We start from the raw sequence: 18,806 nt of genomic DNA, 5'->3' as shown, positions 1-18,806 counted from the left end.
AAAATGGTTTAATTCCTCATCTAACGATGGGGTATTAAACCATTTTCTTTGTAGAATGCGGCGAACTGGAAGTTGGCGCCACACAGAATTTTATCAGGCATGAAACCGGAGTGTGAAGGTGGTGCCAATGCCTTCGGCGCTTGCTACGCTGATGGTACCCTGCAGGCTTTCCATCTGCGACTTGATCAGGTACAGCCCCAGACCTTTGCTATTGGGGCGGTCATGAAAACGCTGGTACAAGCCAAATATTTTGGCTTTGTGCCGTTCTACGTCAAAGCCAATGCCGTTGTCGGCAAAGGTCAGCACAATGCCGTCGTCGGTTTTGCGGGTGGCTACCTCAATTTTCAGGGGGCGGTCATACGACCTGTACTTGATGGCATTGGTGAGCAGGTTCATGAAGATGCTCTCCAGATAGGTCTCGTTGAAAATAACCGTTGGCGCATTTTGAAACTTTAGTTCTATGTGGGCATCGGCCTCTTCTACCTGCGGGGCCAGTTGGCTGGCTACCTGCCTGAAAATACGCTCAAAGCCGATTTCCTTCTGCTCAATATCTGAGGTGTCGCGGATTACCAGTATTTTCACCAGGTCGTTTACGGTATTATTCAACTGTATGGTTGAGGTCTTGAAACCATCCAGAATAGTGCTGAGGGTGGGGTCTTCGATAGGTATATCTGTAAGCAGGTCTAGGAAACCCATCAGATTAGACAAGGGCGCTTTCAGGTTATGCGACGTAATGTAAGAGAAATTCCGGAGGTCGTTGTTGTTCTGGTTCAGGGTTTTAATGAGCTGCTCGCGCTCAATTTCCTGATTCTTGCGGTCGGTTATGTCGCGGTAGTTAACCACAACGGCACCCACGGCCGGTTCGTTCAGCAGATTCTGAAAGCTGGCCTCCAGCCATCTGAAAGTGCCGCTTTTGGTCAGGCTGCGGTATTCAGATCTTTTGGTAAGCGAGGGGTCTTTAAGAATACCCAAAAAAGCCTGCGACACCACCTCGATATCTTCGGGGTGTATCAGGGTGGCCAGGTTGATGCCCAGTATTTCGTGTTCTTCAAACTCGGTGATGCGCTTGCCGGCCGGGCTGATTTCTAACATAATGCCATCGGCTGAAAGCAGGCTCAATCCGTCGCTACTGTTTTGCAGCAGGCTTCTGAAACGTTTTTCGCTGTTCCGTATCAGAATTTCAGACTTCTTTCTGTCTGAGATGTCGCGGGCTATTTTTGAGGCGCCGGTAATATTGCCGTTGATGTCTTTAATGGGCGAAACGGTAAGTGAAATTTCGAGCAGCTCGCCGGATTTATTTTTTCTGAGGGTTTCGTAGTGTTTTACCGGGAAACCGTTTCTGATGCGGTCGAGAATTTCGGTTTCTTCATGCAGGCGGTCGTCTGGTATAATAATGGTGGTAAGCTGCCCGATGGCCTCTTCGGCGGTAAAACCAAACATTTTTTCGGCGCTGGGGTTCCAGGTCAGTATGGTTTTGTTGAGGTCCATACTGAGGATAGAGTCTTCTGACGAATTAACGATTGACACAAAAAGCGCCTGTTGTTCTTTAAACCGGTACTGCTCGGTAATGTCTTTAAAATTGGCCACTACTACATTTACCTCGGGTTTATGCAGCATATTGGTAAAAGTGCCTTCAATAATACTATAGCCGCCGACTGCCGCTTGTTTGCGCAGGATTACATCAATGGGTTGCTCGGGGTTGGCAAGGGCTTTGTCCAGGGTATCCTGGGCTGTCTGGCGGTCGTCCGGGTGCAGGTATTCTCGTATAAGTTCAATGTTGTCATGTTTTTTCAGAAACCCAAAGGCTTTCTGAAAAGACGGGCTCATAAATTCAATTTTGCCTTCGGCGTCAAAGAGCAGCAGCAGGTCATGGCTGTTTTCAAAAACCGACCTGAACAGCGCTTCGCGTTTAGATATTTCTTCCTCAGCTTTTTTGCGGTCGGTTATTTCGCGGGCGGTCATGCAACTGCCTACAATTACTCCGTTTGCATAAACGGGGCTCAGCGAGTATTCAAACCAGAGGTTATCGCCGTTGGGGCGTTCAAAGCATCGGTCATATTTAATGGTTTTGCCTTCCAGAGAGCGGCTAATGGCGGCTTTGGCCAGATCGCAGCGGGTATTTATGGCCAGGTCAAGCAGGTCTACCCCAATTACTAATTCTTTGTCGCCGTTTAATTGTGCCACCCTGATGGCGTTATGGTTAAAGGCCTTTACAATGCGTTGGGTATCCATCAGCAGAAAGGCCTCTGTTGTGTTTTCAAAGATGGTTTTCAGGTCTCTTTCCGAATTGCTCAGGCGTTCTTCGGCTTCCAGGCGTGTGGTAATATCCTGAAAATTGGCTACCAGCGCCTGCACGTTCTGGTCGTGCAGCAGGTTGGTAACGTAGCCTTCAACCCAAATATAGCTGCCGTCTTTACATTTCAGGCGGTTGGTACGGCTTGCGGTGCTGCCCGGGTTGGCTATCAGCCCGGCAATCAGGCCGGGGCTTTCGGCGGCCTGCTCAGGGTGCATAAACTCCTGATTGAAATGACCTATTACTTCTTCTGACACAAAACCGGTGTGTTTCTCAAAGGCCGGGCTTACGTAGGTAATCAGGCCGTCTGGTTGCACCAGTATAATGATGTCTTCGCCGGTTTCAACCAGCGCTTTAAACCTGCCTTCAGTTCGTGCCAGTTTTTCTTCTGTTTGTTTCCTGATGCTGATGTCTCTGTAATTGGCAACAATGGCACCCACGTTGGCATCGTGCAGCATATTGGCCATCATGCCTTTCAGCCAAATATAATGCCCATTTTTATGTAAAAGCCTATACTGAACCGGTTTAGCAATACCAGGGTTTTGTATAATAAATCTAAAGGTATCTGTTACCTGGGGTACGTCATCCGGGTAAATGGTGGCAGCTGCCAGCCCGGGGTCATTATTGATGTCATCGGGGGTGTAGCCGGTTACCCGTTCTAAAGCTGGGCTTGCGTAAATTACCTTGCCGTTTTCGGTGGTAAGCATCACAATCTCTCCGGCGTTTTCAACCAGGGCTCTGAAACGGCGTTCACTTTGTTCCAATAGTTTTTCGGCATTTTTACGGGCCGAAATATCGCTTACAAAAGTACTGGTTTTGGTGAGGCCGTACAGGTCTGTATAAACCACAGAAGAGAACTCAAGCGGAAACTCCTCGCCGTTTTTTCTTATACCAATTGTTACGCCTTTCAGTTTGCCACCGTGCATGTCGGCGTCTTTAAATTGAGAGGCATGTTCTTCAAACTCAAGTAGCAGGTCGTTGCGGTGCATCCTTTTAAGTTCGTCATAGGTATAGCCGAAGATGTCTGAAGCAGCCGGATTAGCATCCATAATTTTACCTTCGAGGGTACAGAGAAAGAAGGCATCGGGCGAGTTGTCTATCATGTGCTGATAGATTACTTCGTTCTGGTGTTTGTCTAGTTCGGCTTTTTTTAAACGGCTGAGGTTGAGTGAGGTAACGTATGCACCAATTATCTGATGCTGGTCATTATAGATAGGTTTGTAACGTGTATTAAAGCTGATAAATTTGTTTTTGAACGAGGGCAGGTTCAATTCTACATCTAATTGTTCGCCATTAAATACGCGGTTGTAATATTTTCTGATGGTTTCGGTGCGGCCTTCTAATACGTAGTTCAGGATATTTTCGCCGGTTTTGACTTCAAGACCCATAAAATCAAAACACAAATCTTTGAAACCCTTGTTATATTTAACTATTTTCAGCTGTCTGTCAACAATGAGGTAGTTTTCATCGATATAATTTTCAAGCAGATTTCTATAATCCAGATTATCTATGGTATTAACCGGGATTTCTCCGGAAGAGGGGTTGTTTTTCCCCGGAAAGCTGCTTTCAGATGTAGAAGTTTTGTTGTTCATGTAAATCAGTTGTTGAATCTACGAATTGCACCCGCATGCTTCATCGTATCCGCAAAAAGGTCACAGATTGGTACAGTTGGTACCGACTTGATGATTTTAGCACAGCTAATGGTCTGGTTAAAGAGGTGGATAAACTAACCGGCAGCAAGGCTGGTCAGAGGTTAAGATTAGATAATGAAGCCATAGTTAGTGGCTTGGTTACGTAATCAATTATCATGGGGTATTTACGTGCTCTGTCTCTTTCTGCCTGATCGGTTGATGAAGACAGAATAACAACCCTTGTATTCGGAAAAATGTGGTAATAGCGGTTCGAAAACTCGTCCAGAAAATCCCAGCCATTCATAATGGGCATATTCAGGTCCAGAAAAATCAGCTCGGGTGCCTGATCTGCTGTGTTATGGTGCAGCAAATCATGATAGAACTCTAACGCCTCTTTGCCGTTCATGCGGGTGGATATTTCCTGTGCAAAAAACGTCTTCTCTACTACCAGCTTTATCAGTGTCAATGTTATTTTATCATCATCTACACATAGCAGCCTTTTGATCTTCATTCTTTAATTATTAGGTTTGGCAAATTTACTAACAACCTGGGCGCCAGCCTGAGGCAGGCTTTTACCCTTATAAATTTTCAATCAATAGCTTTTGTTGCATGGTCTCTGTCAAAGAAAGGCTGCAAAAGTATAAACAAAAGCAAAGATTGTGCCTTTTTTTCACAAACCACGTATAAAAGTTTACAAGCTGACGTATTTCAGGCTATTCCCGCCTGAATATCAGCTAATGTATGGCCACGCCCGCGTATGGGCACAGCATTTCATAAAAAGTTTTATGGCTTAATGAATAATTGTATCAGTCTACAGGCTATTCAATAAAACAAACGGGTATTGAATTATTGATTTCTTTGATAATGAAGCTTCTTTAGTATCAATCGCAAAAACCGGCCAAGGCAGCCGTTTGTATTATTTGCATCATAGGCCTCGGACTGATGCCGGTAAAATTGTTTAGTTTTCGTCTTTTATTATGGTCTTAATTTTTAGTCTTTTATGCTTTTTACGCTGGCAAAAGTTTTGTAAAAAAGGCTTTATTACTTGTTTTCTTTGAACAGAAACACAAATAAGCGTTTAAAATTAGAGCTATACCAATTAGTTATCAAATTTTAGGGGTTAATCTTATCAGGCGGGTACATACTACAACCCCGCCGATACGTGGCAACCCCATTTATGATTTTCAGGTATGATACACCGAAATTTGCACGGTGTTGTTTTGTGCCGGTAATAATACCGACGACCTGAACCTGATTTTTTCAGCCTCAAGGTAGGCGCTAAGTTTTTTCAGGCGCTCGGCGTTGTGGCCTGGGTTTTCAATAGAAATAGTTATGGTGGTTTCCTGCTCAATGATTCTGGCAGGAACGATGTCGCTGCTCTCAATGGCTTTCAAAACTTTTTTCCTGAATTCTTCAAAGTTTTTCATACGGTACAAAAGGAATTAAACCCGGTTTTAAGCTTATCTTGCCAACTGACATACTTGCGTATACAGACAACTGTTTAATTATGTGGCTTTAAATGTGCCGTAAACTTAAACAAAATTAATAGTTTATTATGGGAAAAAATAGAAACTAACTTTTTTTTATTGGGGATTTGTAACCGCTGGCTCAGAATGGGCTTGCCGGATGGTACCGTTGAATTTATTTTTACGGAATTATTTTCAGCTTTTTGGCATTATGCAATTGAATGCCGTATTTTTGTTGCCGAAAAACGTTGGCTACCGGAGTAATAAGCCGGATTGACGCCAGATTTAACCTATGAATAAAACGATTGATAACCTCAGGGCCGAACTGGTGGTGGTGCTTGAGAAATACGACCTGCTATATGAAGACATTACTGTTAATGCCGGCAGGGAAGAGGTTGCCATTACGTTTATCCGTAAGTTTAATACGCGTCTGCTTCAACATTTTTTCAGATACCTGAACGAAGAAAACATCAATTACAGCAGCTATTTCTGCACCAGAGCAAAACGCATAAAGGTGCTTGTAAATATGCCCTGAGCCATGTACTACCCGGGTAGGGGCAGGCGTATGCCGCCCCGATTGACAAAAATACTTTAACCTAACTGCTATGTGCGGCCTAAACAAAACGGCCGCACATATTAACTGCCCATGGACTACTTCTTAAGTGTTGTTGAAGACAGAATAGCCGCGCTTTCTTTTAAGCAACAGGTTTTATACATGGCTCTTAATTGTGAAAAACTATTGCCCAACTACATTGAGTTTTACAGGCGAACCAACCGCGGAGACCTGGAGGTGTTTGAAGAGGCTATGGTTATTCTTTACCAGTATCTGCAGGATATGCCGCTTGGTGAAAACGAGCTGGAAAATACCTACAACCGGATAGTGGAAGCCATACCCGAGCCTGCTCATTTTAAAACAGCCCTCACGCCGTATGCCGTAGACACCGCCACAGCCTTTGCCGATGCCATTGAGTATCTGCTGAGCGAAGATATAGGCTATGTGGCCGGGTCTTCTTACCGCGCACTGCAAACGGTTACCAGGTTTACCAGCTTTTTGATACAGAAAAATGCGGATGATGAACAAGAAAGCGCCGTTGGGTTTACCCGCAGGGAAATTGAACGCCAGACCATATTACTGACCCACCTGAAGGAGGCCGAAATTACCCTGCCGTTTATTGCTTTTATGCGCGAAATGAACAAGGCAGACGGGCCGATTATTGACTGGGGATTGTTGGGTATGTAAGGCTTTTTTTACCTGGCTTATGTAGCTGCTGAGCAGCGTTTCAGGCCGCTGGCAGGGCTTACTTTTGTGCAAAATATTTTTTCGGTAATTATGCTTATATTATAAGTATAAATGTTATATTTGTAATAGATAATTATAACACACAACCGGACATGCCAATACATGAGCCGGGCACTGAATCCACAGGAATAACTTATACAATTGACGGGCTGGAGTTTCTCTCAGACTACGGCGTGTATGTAACTGCCTCTAAAGGTATGCAGGATATGCCGCCCCTGAAAGAACCACAGATAGTTGATTGGCCCGACTCGCACGGAACTGTTGTTGATTTAGCTGCCCCCCGATACACCAATCGCATAATTGAACTGGAGTGCTTTATGAAAGCATCCGGCAAACTTGATTTTTTCAGAAAAATCAACACTTTTCTCAATGCCTTTCAGAAGCCCGGTTTGCGCAGGTTAGACATCCGCATTACCGACAAGCCGCTGATTTACATGGTTTATATTGCCGACGGCGTGAATATAGACAAGCGCTGGTACCAGCACGAAATGTTTGGCACTTTTACGCTGAAACTCGTTGAGCCGTCGCCGGTAAAGCGATTGTATGTACGTACAGGTATTACCGTTAGTATGACAATTACTACCCAAAACCCCATTGACATCTATTGGGGAGACGACAAAAAAACACTGAATGTTTTTGGCAACGAGGTATATGTAACGCATGATTATGCTGGAGACCCCGGCCCGCATTTTATACTGCTATGCGGTGTGATTGAAGAAATTAAGCCCATTATAACCAATGCCGAAGAAGTATGGAACAAATACTGATATATCACCCCAACGGAACATCAGAGCCCATCAACGACCACGGCTCGGTGAGTGTGATAAAAAAGGCCGAACACAAGAAAGTACTGCTGGGGGAAGACATCATTACCATGACGGTAGAAAGCGCCACGGTGCGCAATTTCGGCATCGGCGATTACATTAAACCAGCGGGGATGTCGAAATACCGCATCAATCAGTTGCCAACGGTGGCCAGAAACGCCAACCGGAAATATCAGTACGATATCAACTTTGAAGGCCCCCAGTATGACCTGATGCGGGTGATGTACCGGAACACCGACGAAGCCATGGTGAACAGCGCCGCCGATTTTTTTCTGATGGGTAATCTGGAGGCTTTTCTGAACGTGATTATCAAAAACCTGAACCGGGTTTTTGACGAAGGCAAATGGGCCCTGGGAGATTTTCCAGCAGATACCGAAACCCGGAATCTGTCTTTTGCCGGCGAAAACTGCCTGACGGTGCTGCAAAGGCTGTGCGACGAGTACAAGCAGCAGTTTGTGTTTGCAGAAACAGACACCCATACCGTGCTGCACGTGCGCACCCTGGGCACGGCGCTCAACTACAATTTTAAATACGGGCAGGGCAAAGGCCTTTATAAGCTGACCCGCGAAAATGTAGATGCCAAAAACATGATAAATACCTTGTGGGCGTATGGCAGCTCTAAGAATATCCCCAGCAATTATAAGGGGTATTCGCCGCGCCTGCGCCTGGGCGATGAGGAAGACGAACCCGCAATGGAGGCCAATTCAATTGCGGCTTTCGGGAAGTTTGAAGGCAGCGTAATTTTTGAAGAGATTTATCCGCATCGCACCGGCTCGGTAACAGGTATTAATGAAACCAACGTGTATATGTTCAGCGATGATACGATGGATTTTGACCTGAACGCCAAAGACGACAAAGGTAACTGGCTGTATGTAACCGGTAGTGTGAAGCCGAAAGTGATTTTTCAGACCGGCGATCTGGCCGGGTATCAGTTTGATGTAATCAAGTATAACAGTAAGCTATTTACGATAAGCAAATATACCGACGAACGCGGAATGGAGTTTCCGACACCGTTGCCTGAACCTGAAAACCCCGATGGCGGCCCCGGTGGCAGCCCGGGCGACGGTGAGGGCAACGACCCCGGTGACGGGTCTGGTGGTGGTGGTGGCAGCACAACCTGGCGGGTAAATGCTACCGCAGCAGCGGACGAGAGCGGCACACCGGCGTTCAGGATAAAATCGGGCGATAAGTATATTCTGGTTGACATTACCATGCCGGAGTCTTACATTTTGGTTGCTGAAAACAAACTGGCCGACAAAGTAAGAGAATACCTGGATATGTACTCTTACCCGACGTTGAAGTACTCGCTGGAGCTGGACGAGGTTTATCTGAAAAGCCTGAGCCCAACGCCCAATATTTTTGAAGTGGGCGACACCGTCAATATTGAAGATGAGGTGCTGTCGGTCAATAATCGCATCAAAATCGGAGAATATACCCGCGACCTCCTGCGCCCTTACAAGTATCAGCTGGTGATTCAGGACGTGCAGAATACCAGCATTATCAAGCGAATTATAATCGCCGAGCGGAAAATAAAGAATACAGAGACAAAGACAGAAACCGGCAGCGGCGACCCGTATAATCCGACAAACGGTGGTGGCGGAGGTAAAGTAAAGCCTGCCGATGTGCAAAAAGAACTGAACGAGAGAGGGCAGGTAAACATAGGCGGGTCTTCTGAGTATGTAGACCTGGGCAATAATACCACGAAAATTAAAAACAGAGGGGAAGTTTACTTTCTCAATAACAATAAACTGTCGGCCCATCTCGATGTGTCGGGCATTAAGGCCAACAGAACCGTAAAAGTACCCGACAAAAACATTACCATTAACGACTGGCAAGACCTCATTAACGTACCTACTGCCCTGAATGCCCTCATAACAGAAGATGAAGTGCTGGTGCTGGGCAAAAACAATGCCCGCATTGAGCTGGGCGGCAATGCGTCTGAGATCAGAGTCAATGGCCTGCTTGATTTTGGCGGCGGAAGTTTTTTCAGAAATTACCTGCCCGGCGAAAGCGATATTGACGGGCTGGTGCTGAAAACAAAGTCATTGCTGATGCCCGACGGCCCGCTGATTGCCAAAGCAATAAATGTGTGGGATAAATTCAGGATTGATATAGAACCCGACAACAGCCGCACGAATCTGGCAGCCGGCAACCGGCTGTCGCTGCAAGGCGAGGGGGTTGACGTGCGGTCGACGGATGAAGAAAAAGACATCAGCTTTTATCTGGGCGACACCAGAAGTGTAATACTGAATGCCGACGGGCTGGGTATTGGTGTAGAAGCTCCCGAATATACCCTTGATGTGGCCGGTGATATTAACACAAGCACCTATTACAACATCAACGGGGTGCGCGTAGGCGAATGGGGGCAGTTTCAGGAACATACGCAGTATGCCTCTTTGGCCGATATTGACAACTGGGGTGTAACTTTTACCAGCGGCATGGCTGACGATATGCCCGGCGCAGCTGCCCAGTGGCACGTATTTAAGTTGGGTATAGGCGAGGAATATCCCGAACAGGCCACATATCTGGCCTTTGGCCGCCCTTTTGATGGTCAGTTTGATGGTCGTCTGTATCTGCGCGGCAGGTATGGCGAGGCCGATTCCGGCTGGTTGAGCTTTGGCGCCGACTGGGGCCAATGGCAGGGGCATGAGCAGTATGCCTTGCTGGAAGAGATTGATAACTGGGGGGCTGCATTTCTGAACGGCACGGATACAGATATGCCCTACGAGGCCACCCAATGGCATGTATTGAAGCTCGGAATCGGTAAAGAATACCCCGACCAGGCAACCTACCTGGCCTTTGGCAGGCCATTTGCCGACCACTTTGACGGCAAACTGTATGTGCGCGGCTTATATGGCGGCACCGATTCGGGCTGGATAGGCATTGGCGGCGACGTAAAAGAATATGTGTTTGACAGAGGCGAATATGAAGCCCGGTATAAAGGCCTGCTGATAGAGGAGATAGACGGTGACGAAGGCGTTTTTATTGGCAAAGATGTGGTAAACGGGGGAATTGTGCTGGAAATGAACGTGGTGTCGATAGATTCTCCCGCTGTTACCACTTACCAGAACTGGATAAACCCCGCAGACGGCAGGCTGTATTATATAGACCCTGCTTACCCCAACACACGCTACAAATATGTGCTGGAAGGCGAAGACGCCGAAGGCGGGGTATATACAGGCGCATTGCCCATTTCGGTGTCTGGCAACGTGATATCCATCTCCATGGCAGGCAGCGGCACGTCGGGGGCTTTATCAGCCTACGACTGGAACAACTTCAACAGTAAGTTCAGCCTGCCGGCAGGTGGTACCAACGGGCAGGTGCTGATGAAAAGCGGCAGTACGGCCGTATGGGGTACGGTGGGTTCTGGCGGTAGTTATTCAGGCGCGGGGCCTATTAGTATCAGTGGGTCGGTTATATCAATCGCTACGGCCGGGGCAAGCCAGGCAGGTGCATTAAGCGCAGCAGACTGGCTTAGCTTTAACAATAAATTTACCCTGCCCGCCGGAGGCTCTGAAGGCCAGGTACTTACCAGAACCGGCAGCGGTACAGCCTGGGCAAGCGTGAGCGAAGGAGGGGTTTACACCGGGGCAGGGCCCATTGCTGTAAGCGGCGCTGAAATCTCTATTGCTATGGCTTCGGCCTCGCAGGCAGGCGCACTGAGCGCAGCAGACTGGGCGGCTTTTAACAACAAACTAAACAAACCCGCAGGCGGCAGCAACGGGCAGGTGCTGATGAAAGACGGCAGCAATGTGGTTTGGGGCGATGTAGCCGGTGGAGGCACCTATGCGGGTAATGCACCTATTTTTATCAGTGCCGGGTTTATTTCTATCTCAACTGCCAGCAGCACGGTTACGGGTGCTTTAAGCGCCGACGACTGGAATACCTTCAACAACAAAATGCCCATGCCTGATAACGAAGGTGTAAGCGGGCAGGTGCTTACCAAATATGGCAGCAGCACCAGATGGGAAAACGCCGGAGCAGCTTACACAGGCAACCTGCCTATAACGGTTTCGGGCAATTATATTTCTATTCAGCAGGCCACGGCGGCACAATCGGGCTACCTGACTTTTAGCGACTGGAATACCTTCAACAGCAAGTTCAGCCTGCCGACAGGTGGCAGCAACGGGCAGGTATTAATGAAAAGCGGTGGCTCGGTGGTATGGGGGTCGGTGAGTTTGGAGGGTGGTTACACGGGTACATCGCCCATATCAGTTAGTGGCGGCAGTATATCCATTCAGCAGGCATCTGGTTCGCAGCCGGGTTATCTGAGCGCCTCAGACTGGAATAGCTTTCATAGCAAGCTCGCCAGTCCGGTCATGAGCGGTTCTGATGGACAAATGCTGATGCTAAGTGGCGGTTTGCCCGTTTGGGCAGATGCGCCCGCTGGCGGCACCGGTTATGTGGGTAATTCGCCCATTTTTGTATCGGGTAATCATATTTCAATCGGCATGGCGGGTAGTACGTCGCCGGGCGCATTGAGCGCCGACGACTGGAATACCTTCAACAATAAAATGCCTATGCCCGAAACGGGTACAACCGGGCAGATACTGTACAAACTGGGCAGCGGAGTGCAGTGGGCCGATGCACCATTGTACACAGGTACATCGCCCATATCCGTTACAGGCTCAGTAATATCAGTGGCCACAGCCGGGGGTAGTCAGAAAGGTGTTTTGTCGGCCGAAGACTGGACAACCTTCAACAATAAATTCAGCCTGCCGTCAGGTGGCAGTAACGGGCAGGTACTAACCAAAAGCGGCAGCTCGGTGGTGTGGCAAGACAACAGCTACACGGCATCAGGCCCTTTGTCAATCAGCGGCAACAATATTCAGATTCAATACGCCAGCGCCGCCAATGCAGGGGCCCTGAGCGCATCTGACTGGACGACGTTCAATAACAAATTATCGCCCGGATTCACCACTACCGAGATAAGTACGTTCAGGAATCAGCTGAAACTGGACAAAGAAGAGGTAGGAGGCTACCCCGTTGGCTTGCAATTTAATAGGCTGTCGGGCGGCACAGCCACGCAACTGGGCGGCGTTTATCTGGACACCGACGGCAACGGAACCCTGTGCATGACGGCTTATAACAACGCTATGATAGCTATTGTAACCGAGCATGGCGACATGGAATTATCGGCCGGAGGCAAAGTCATCATTCAGGGCATTGAGTTAGACATGACCGGCTTTGCCGTAGGAAAAGTGCTGATGGCCACAGCCGCCGGCAAGGCAAGCTGGGTAACCCCTTCATAAGTAAAAAATTAAGCTACAAATATGACCAACAACGAAGCGCTGACCATAGCAGCAAACTATGACGTGATTCTGGAAATGACCGGAATTGATTTTGGATACTCACTTGAATTGCTGGAAGAAAGCAAAAAAGTAAAGCCGGTGCAGGATTCGCTCGAAAACGTTCAGAGCGTGCTAACAAAAAAGCTGAAGCCCCTGCACGAAAAGAAAAAAAACACAGATACAAATGCTGAAGAACAAGCGGCGCTTGATGCCGAAATAAAAGCAGAAACCGAAAAAGCCCATGCCGAATGGAACAGAATAACCGAGGCAGCATTTGCAGGGAGTTTCAGGCCGGTTGAATTAAGCAAAATACCGACCGACACCGAAAGGCTGGACAAACGCCTGAACAAAGACGGTGTAAGCATGGTAAGGGCAGCGCTGCTGCTGCTGTCAAGAAGAGGGTTGGTTAAAAATTAAGCACAAGTTTAAACAAAAAGGATATGGCAATAGGTGTTAGTCCGTTGGTAGATGCAGAGGGCGAAGTATTAGTAAAAAAAGAGGGAGCAGACCACTTTGCGAAGGTATTTAAGCGAAAAGTGGGCAACCAGATGCAATACCTCTGGTTTACGACCGACGCCACCGGAAAGCCGCTGAACAGAGGCGGGCAGGTAAAGGGTACGTCTCTGGAGGAGTCGCTCACGGAAGCAAAATTGAATATGCCGGTGGTGTACAGAGAAGTGCCTGTGCTGGAGAACCCCAACCTTAACTGGGAACAAACTGTATTGCCAGGCCTGATTTCAGGCTTAACGGATATTCCAAACATGAACTCGCTGGGTTTGTCAGTTTTTCCATCCGTTCCGGTGTCGCCATCAGGCAGTATCAGAGCCGAATTGTGGTGGGGTGATGCGCCGCTTTTCAGAGGAAATGCCGAGGGCATCAGAGCATTGGGGCTGGCTACCGCCTTTGACCATAACCGGGCGTTTGATACAACGGCCATACCGGTTTCAGAACGCTACACCTGGAACATTCCGCCTGAGCGTTATGCTTTTGATTCTGTTGAGCAAAATGAAATCAACGGAGCCGGAGAGTACAACATCAACATGTTTGGTGCTGGTGGTACGCGCCGAGACAAAAACAACCAGGTAATCAGGATTCCGCGTGTGCACTGGGATATTGAGCTGGGCAGCTGGTCTGAGGCCAAAGCAGCCGCTTTTTACAAGGGGTTTCATAATGCTGCTTTAGTCGATAATCCCGACTTTGTGAGTATCGTATATGGTAAACCGGCAATCAGGCAGTACAGGGCATTCTGGCGGCAAAGTAGCTTTTATTATGATGGCGATGCCGTGCCAGACAGGCAGAAGCTGTATCCTTTCATGAAGGCCGGAGTTAACTATCAGGAGCCGTCCGGCGCCATTGATGCGTACTTTCAGCATAAGAATATTTACTTTAATATTCTTTATTCTTATCCGTCGGCGCCATTACCGCTCAGCACAGCCATGTATAAGAAGTCGGGCGGAGCGATAGTGAACGACGGAAGCGGAGAGCGCGATTTTGTAGATCACGGTTTTGATGAAGTTCAGCGTGGCCTGAACATGCACTGGTCGCCGAATGAAGGCCACGAAAACGACCCTGTCAATGATGATCAGGGCCCTTACAAACACTGGATACATGAGGCATTTCTGGCAGTTTACGGCGGCTATGCCCATTATGCCAACGCGGTGTTTAACCTGAGAGCCTTTGCCGGAAGCAATGACATCAGCAATGTTATTAACGGACCTTACAAAACCTGCTGGATGCTGCGCACAACCAACGAAAGCAACAGTTGGACAAACGCTTACCGGCCGCTGGACCGATACACAACCAAGCTGTATGTGGTAATGGGATTTATGTTTACCGACAAGGTGCTTTGGTGGGCTGGGTGGACAGGCACGCTGGGCTTTACTGACGACGGAAGTGGTTTATACCCTTTAACAAACGAAGGAAACGCTTTTACGCAAGCGGGTATTGAGGGCTTGGATGCCTACACCAAAAACGTGCATCTGGGCGCTGAGCGGCAGTCGCTGGCGATTAGTTACGCCATCCGGATGAAAAACCGTGACTTCGGCCTTTACGGCAGTAATGACCAACTTTGTGTTTTTACAGACCCGATGCAAATACAGCCACGTGCAGAGCTAATCGGGCTGGGTCGTCTGAGAGCCAATATTCTGGATGTACTGCTGGCAGAGCCGCGGCTGGAAGTTGGCGAAACCCTGACTGTAACGATTGGTAACACGGTGAATGGCGTAACTTTTACCCGCGTGCTGAACGAAGGAGGCATAAAGGACCCATTGTGGGAGACTTTCACGTTTCCGGGGGCAGGAAATCTGACACCAGCTCAGGTATGGATACAGTACACTTCAATTAAGGGTGTAGCAGTAAAGAAGAACGGGTTGCACGGGGATGTTTGAATCGGTGCATAAGATTAATTAGTGTCCAGAAAATTTAAAGACGGTTTTTATGAGTAGCACAAAATTGGCATTAGGGTATGTAAGTACCGACGACACCCGTCCGGACGTAGGCGGGCTGTATAGAGTTATTGTGGTTGAAGAGGGTTTGAAATTGTTAGCGAGCCAGGAGGAAGACGACATTACTCTGAAGATACTTCCCCAGGAATTAGGGTCCGCGGCAGCACCCACCTTTAGTGGATTAACCATAACCGGAAACACGGTATCAGGGCTAAACAAAAGCCAGGTAGGGTTAAGTAACGTAGACAACACCTCAGACGCCGCAAAGCCCATAAGCGTAGCTCAACAGGCGGCATTGAGTGGTAAATTAAGTTCTGTAACCGTGAACACCTACGCTGAAATGCTTGCCCTTACAGTTGATGTTGATACTTTGGTGCGGGTGGCTATGGACGAATTAAACGGTATGGAAAACAGCATATTTATTGTTTATCCTGAAGGTAAAAGAATTTGGTTTATTGCAGTAGAAGTATAATTCTTTAAACATTTAAACTTAGATTATGACGGTAGGAATAAAGAGGATAAGGGAAATTTTAGGTATCCCTTACGCAAAGACAGGCGAATTAAAAGATTATTTAGGAATAACTGCTTGGGGAGATTCTTTAACTGCAGGGATTGGTGTGACTAATGTTACTACCTCGTTTCCTACCGAGTTGGCAAAATTGGTAGGCTTTAATGTTGTAAACCGTGGTGTTGGAGGACAAACAAGTACGCAAATCGCTATCAGGCAGGGAGGTTTAAAAACAAAAGTTACAGTTGCAGGTGGGGTAATTCCGGCCAGTGGTAGTGTAACAGTAACATTTCCATTAGGCCACGAACCTATAACTTCCATGGGACCTATATCATTATCGGTAGTTATTTCTGATGTTGTAGGAATAATTACACAATCAGGTGCTTCTTATTTATTTAACAGAATAACTCAAGGGTCTGAGGTAATTGCGAATGGAGCTGTGCCTCTTACAATAGTTACTGATACATTAAATAGCGGAGGCGTTATATTTTGGGTTGGAAGGAATAACTTTAAGGATACGGCTAAAGTAAAGGCAGACCTTGCCTCAATGGTAGCATTTTTAGGACATTCAAGGTATATGATTTTATCTGTTTTAAACTCCTCTAGTGAGGTTATTGGTAGTGTAGATTATAATACAATTATTGCTTTAAACAATGATCTGGCTGAACTTTATCCTTATAATTATGTAGATGTGAGATCTATTTTAGTTGCATCAAGAAACATGAGTAGTTTACAAGACAATATTGATTATACCAATGATGTTGTACCAACCTCACTTAGGTCTGATTCTATTCACTTAAATGACTCCGGATATGTTATAGTTGCGAGAACAATTTTTGCCAAGATTTACATTCTTCAAAGTGAGAACCAAAAAGTTTTGACTGTTGGTAACATTAATAACATTTTTAGTTCTCCTCCTGAGATTGGTAATGTTAATCGTAACAAAGCAAACTTCATTACCCTTGATGTAAATAATACCCTATCAACGAATGAAGCGGTTACAATAAGGGGCATAACGCGCGTTACAGGATATATTGCAATTAAACGTATTTTGGGCGATTGGGTTGTTAATCTGCTCGATACTGTTAATAGAGCAGCAATGCTTATTACTCCTTCAGAAGGTGCTGGGCCTGAGACACTTAGTATTGCAAGGGGTGTAAATGGTATTGTTTTTCAAGGACATAATAATACTACCAATGCAGGGCTCATTACTGCAAAAGACCTGTTTCTGAATCCATTTGGTGGTCAGGTCAGTATTGGGAATATTTCGCCTAAAACTTCGGCAATTTTGGATATTGCCAGCACGACAAAAGGTGTATTATTACCGCGTATGAACTCAGCACAGAGAGTTGCTATTAAAGGTGATAATGATACGGCACCTCCAACAGGATTGATTGTATTTGATACTTCTCTAGGAAAATTTTGTTTTTATAATGGTTCTTCTTGGGAATCTATCGAGTCGACAGCTATATAAAATTACTATCCCCCCATGCAACTAATAATAACCGCCGGGCATAACCGGAAAGACCCGGGTGCTGTGCATGCCGGGAGAAATGAAGCGGATGAAACAATCAGGCTCCGCAATGCTGTCACTCAATCGTTGAGGGAAAAGGACGCGCAGGTCTGGAATGATAACGACGCCTGGGATTTAAGTCAGACCATTACTGAAATCAGGAAAATCTCTCAACCTGGCGATATCATCTGCGATTTCCATTTTAATGCCGGTGGCCCCAAAGCCACCGGATGTGAGGTCTTCGTGGCCGATGACGCCAATGCTGCCGAGCTTGCGCTGGCTAAATCATTGGTTGATACCATCGCCTCAACGCTCATTATCAGAAACAGGGGCGTAAAACGCGAGCGCGACAGCCAGCATAAAAAGCTCGGCATGATGAGGCCTCTGGGTTTAAATGTACTGGTTGAGGTCTGCTTTATATCAAACAAATATGATATGCAGCAGTATGATACGTTCTTTAATCTTCTGGTTGAGGAGATGACAAACGTACTGGCCAGCAAGTTTTAGATTACCAATTAATTTCCACACAACAATGAAAACAATGATGCTTAATTTCAAACAGCAAATCATAGACCATCCTTACATGGTGTCATTTTTTGCTTTACTGTCTACGCTGCTCAAATTTGTGGTGCAGTCGTGGCAGGTTGACGGAGTGCTGTTTATCTTCCTTTTTTTTATGATTTCAATTGATACGTATATTGGTGTACGGTTGGCTAAAAAAACCGGTACTTACGACTATAAATTGTTGAAAGAAAAAGGTGTTAAAAAGGTGCTGGGTTATGTTATTTTTCTGATGGCCCTCTGGACCTTCACGATGATGCTCTTCCTCATGAACATCAAAGACGGTGCGCCTTTTGTTGACAGCTATTACCTCAATATCCCGATGATGACCTCCATGCTGTTTTTTGCAGGTATCGAATTTCTGTCGATTAAAGATAATCTGAGCCGGATTTTCGGCATCAGAATGCCAACCGCCGTGATAGACAAAGTTGAGACTTTCATCAGCTCGGGCGGAGATGCAGACCAGATTCCTAACCCATCCAACCAAGCCAGACAATGAACCGTATCAGACAAATCATATTGGGGGTATCCGTTCTGGCAACCATCGGAGGCACCATCTGGGCGCAGGGAGCATTCAGAAAACTGAAAGATTACAAGGTGGTTACCAAAGAAAACAAAACGTTGGTGGCCGATAAAAAGGCACTGCAGGACTCCCTGCGGATTCATAAAGAATGGCTGGCCAAAAGCCTGATAGACACCCGCAACGCCACCGAACTTTACAGCCTTAGCAAAGGCATGACGGCCTCGTTTCAGTCGGTCATTGCCGTGATGCGCGACAGCGTTATCAAAATCAACCGCGACCGCTCTAAACTGGAAGCCCGCGTGCTTGAACTCCAGAAAGACCTCGAAAAAGCCAGGCAGAAAAAGAAGCTGTTTTGATTTTTTACAAATAAGGGGATTCAGAAACAGCCAATCCGTTTGGGTTGGTTGTTTTTTATTTTGAAAATTTATATATACAAAAATGTATATATACAA

General features: G+C 46.7%; 14 protein-coding genes. 11 read left to right on the top strand and 3 right to left on the bottom strand.

What is annotated here, in order from left to right; genetic code table 11:
* Positions 1-93 precede the first annotated feature (93 nt).
* From NZ848_RS17705 to NZ848_RS17695, 3 genes are all read right to left on the bottom strand, one after another.
* Positions 94-3,885 (bottom strand): PAS domain S-box protein, encoded by a 3,792-nt coding sequence (locus NZ848_RS17705; protein ID WP_259016636.1) that lies wholly within the window; start codon positions 3,883-3,885, stop codon positions 94-96.
* A gap of 154 nt (positions 3,886-4,039) precedes the next feature.
* Complete coding sequence (locus tag NZ848_RS17700; protein ID WP_253523537.1) at positions 4,040-4,435, bottom strand: response regulator; 396 nt, start codon at positions 4,433-4,435, stop codon at positions 4,040-4,042.
* A gap of 673 nt (positions 4,436-5,108) precedes the next feature.
* On the bottom strand, positions 5,109-5,351 hold the full coding sequence (locus NZ848_RS17695; RefSeq protein WP_253523527.1) for a hypothetical protein: 243 nt from the start codon (positions 5,349-5,351) through the stop codon (positions 5,109-5,111).
* 331 nt (positions 5,352-5,682) lie between these two features.
* Here NZ848_RS17695 and NZ848_RS17690 point away from each other — a divergent pair, with 331 nt between their 5' ends.
* The 11 genes from NZ848_RS17690 to NZ848_RS17640 all read left to right on the top strand — a co-directional run bounded on the left by NZ848_RS17690 (position 5,683) and on the right by NZ848_RS17640 (position 18,710).
* Positions 5,683-5,925: a hypothetical protein gene (locus tag NZ848_RS17690; protein ID WP_253523525.1), complete on the top strand. Its 243-nt coding sequence runs from the start codon at positions 5,683-5,685 to the stop codon at positions 5,923-5,925.
* Between the two features lie 111 nt (positions 5,926-6,036).
* Complete coding sequence (locus tag NZ848_RS17685; protein WP_259016635.1) at positions 6,037-6,630, top strand: YjaG family protein; 594 nt, start codon at positions 6,037-6,039, stop codon at positions 6,628-6,630.
* Positions 6,631-6,782: 152 nt separating this feature from the next.
* On the top strand, positions 6,783-7,457 hold the full coding sequence (locus tag NZ848_RS17680; protein ID WP_259016634.1) for a hypothetical protein: 675 nt from the start codon (positions 6,783-6,785) through the stop codon (positions 7,455-7,457).
* Positions 7,442-12,766 carry a phage tail protein gene (locus tag NZ848_RS17675; RefSeq protein WP_259016633.1) on the top strand — a complete coding sequence of 1,775 codons (5,325 nt, stop codon included), beginning with the start codon at positions 7,442-7,444 and terminating at the stop codon, positions 12,764-12,766. The genes NZ848_RS17680 and NZ848_RS17675 overlap by 16 nt, the downstream gene beginning before the upstream one ends.
* A 21-nt stretch (positions 12,767-12,787) precedes the next feature.
* Positions 12,788-13,222, top strand: coding sequence for a hypothetical protein (locus NZ848_RS17670; RefSeq protein ID WP_259016632.1), 435 nt, complete (start codon positions 12,788-12,790; stop codon positions 13,220-13,222).
* 23 nt (positions 13,223-13,245) lie between these two features.
* Positions 13,246-15,192 (top strand): hypothetical protein, encoded by a 1,947-nt coding sequence (locus NZ848_RS17665; RefSeq protein WP_259016631.1) that lies wholly within the window; start codon positions 13,246-13,248, stop codon positions 15,190-15,192.
* 49 nt (positions 15,193-15,241) lie between these two features.
* The gene (locus tag NZ848_RS17660; protein ID WP_259016630.1) at positions 15,242-15,721 is read left to right on the top strand and encodes a hypothetical protein; all 480 of its coding nucleotides are present in this window, start codon (positions 15,242-15,244) and stop codon (positions 15,719-15,721) included.
* 25 nt (positions 15,722-15,746) lie between these two features.
* Positions 15,747-17,231: a hypothetical protein gene (locus NZ848_RS17655; protein WP_259016629.1), complete on the top strand. Its 1,485-nt coding sequence runs from the start codon at positions 15,747-15,749 to the stop codon at positions 17,229-17,231.
* 15 nt (positions 17,232-17,246) lie between these two features.
* A complete protein-coding gene (locus tag NZ848_RS17650) occupies positions 17,247-17,777 on the top strand; it encodes an N-acetylmuramoyl-L-alanine amidase (RefSeq protein WP_259016628.1) in 531 nt (176 codons plus the stop codon).
* A gap of 34 nt (positions 17,778-17,811) precedes the next feature.
* The gene (locus tag NZ848_RS17645; RefSeq protein ID WP_158237951.1) at positions 17,812-18,330 is read left to right on the top strand and encodes a phage holin family protein; all 519 of its coding nucleotides are present in this window, start codon (positions 17,812-17,814) and stop codon (positions 18,328-18,330) included.
* On the top strand, positions 18,327-18,710 hold the full coding sequence (locus NZ848_RS17640) for a hypothetical protein (RefSeq protein ID WP_259016627.1): 384 nt from the start codon (positions 18,327-18,329) through the stop codon (positions 18,708-18,710). The genes NZ848_RS17645 and NZ848_RS17640 overlap by 4 nt, the downstream gene beginning before the upstream one ends.
* The last annotated feature ends 96 nt before the right edge of the window (positions 18,711-18,806 follow it).

This window comes from Emticicia fluvialis (genome assembly GCF_024793945.1).
GTDB classification, from domain to species: domain Bacteria; phylum Bacteroidota; class Bacteroidia; order Cytophagales; family Spirosomataceae; genus Emticicia; species Emticicia fluvialis.
This window is presented reverse-complemented; position numbering and strand designations above follow the sequence as displayed.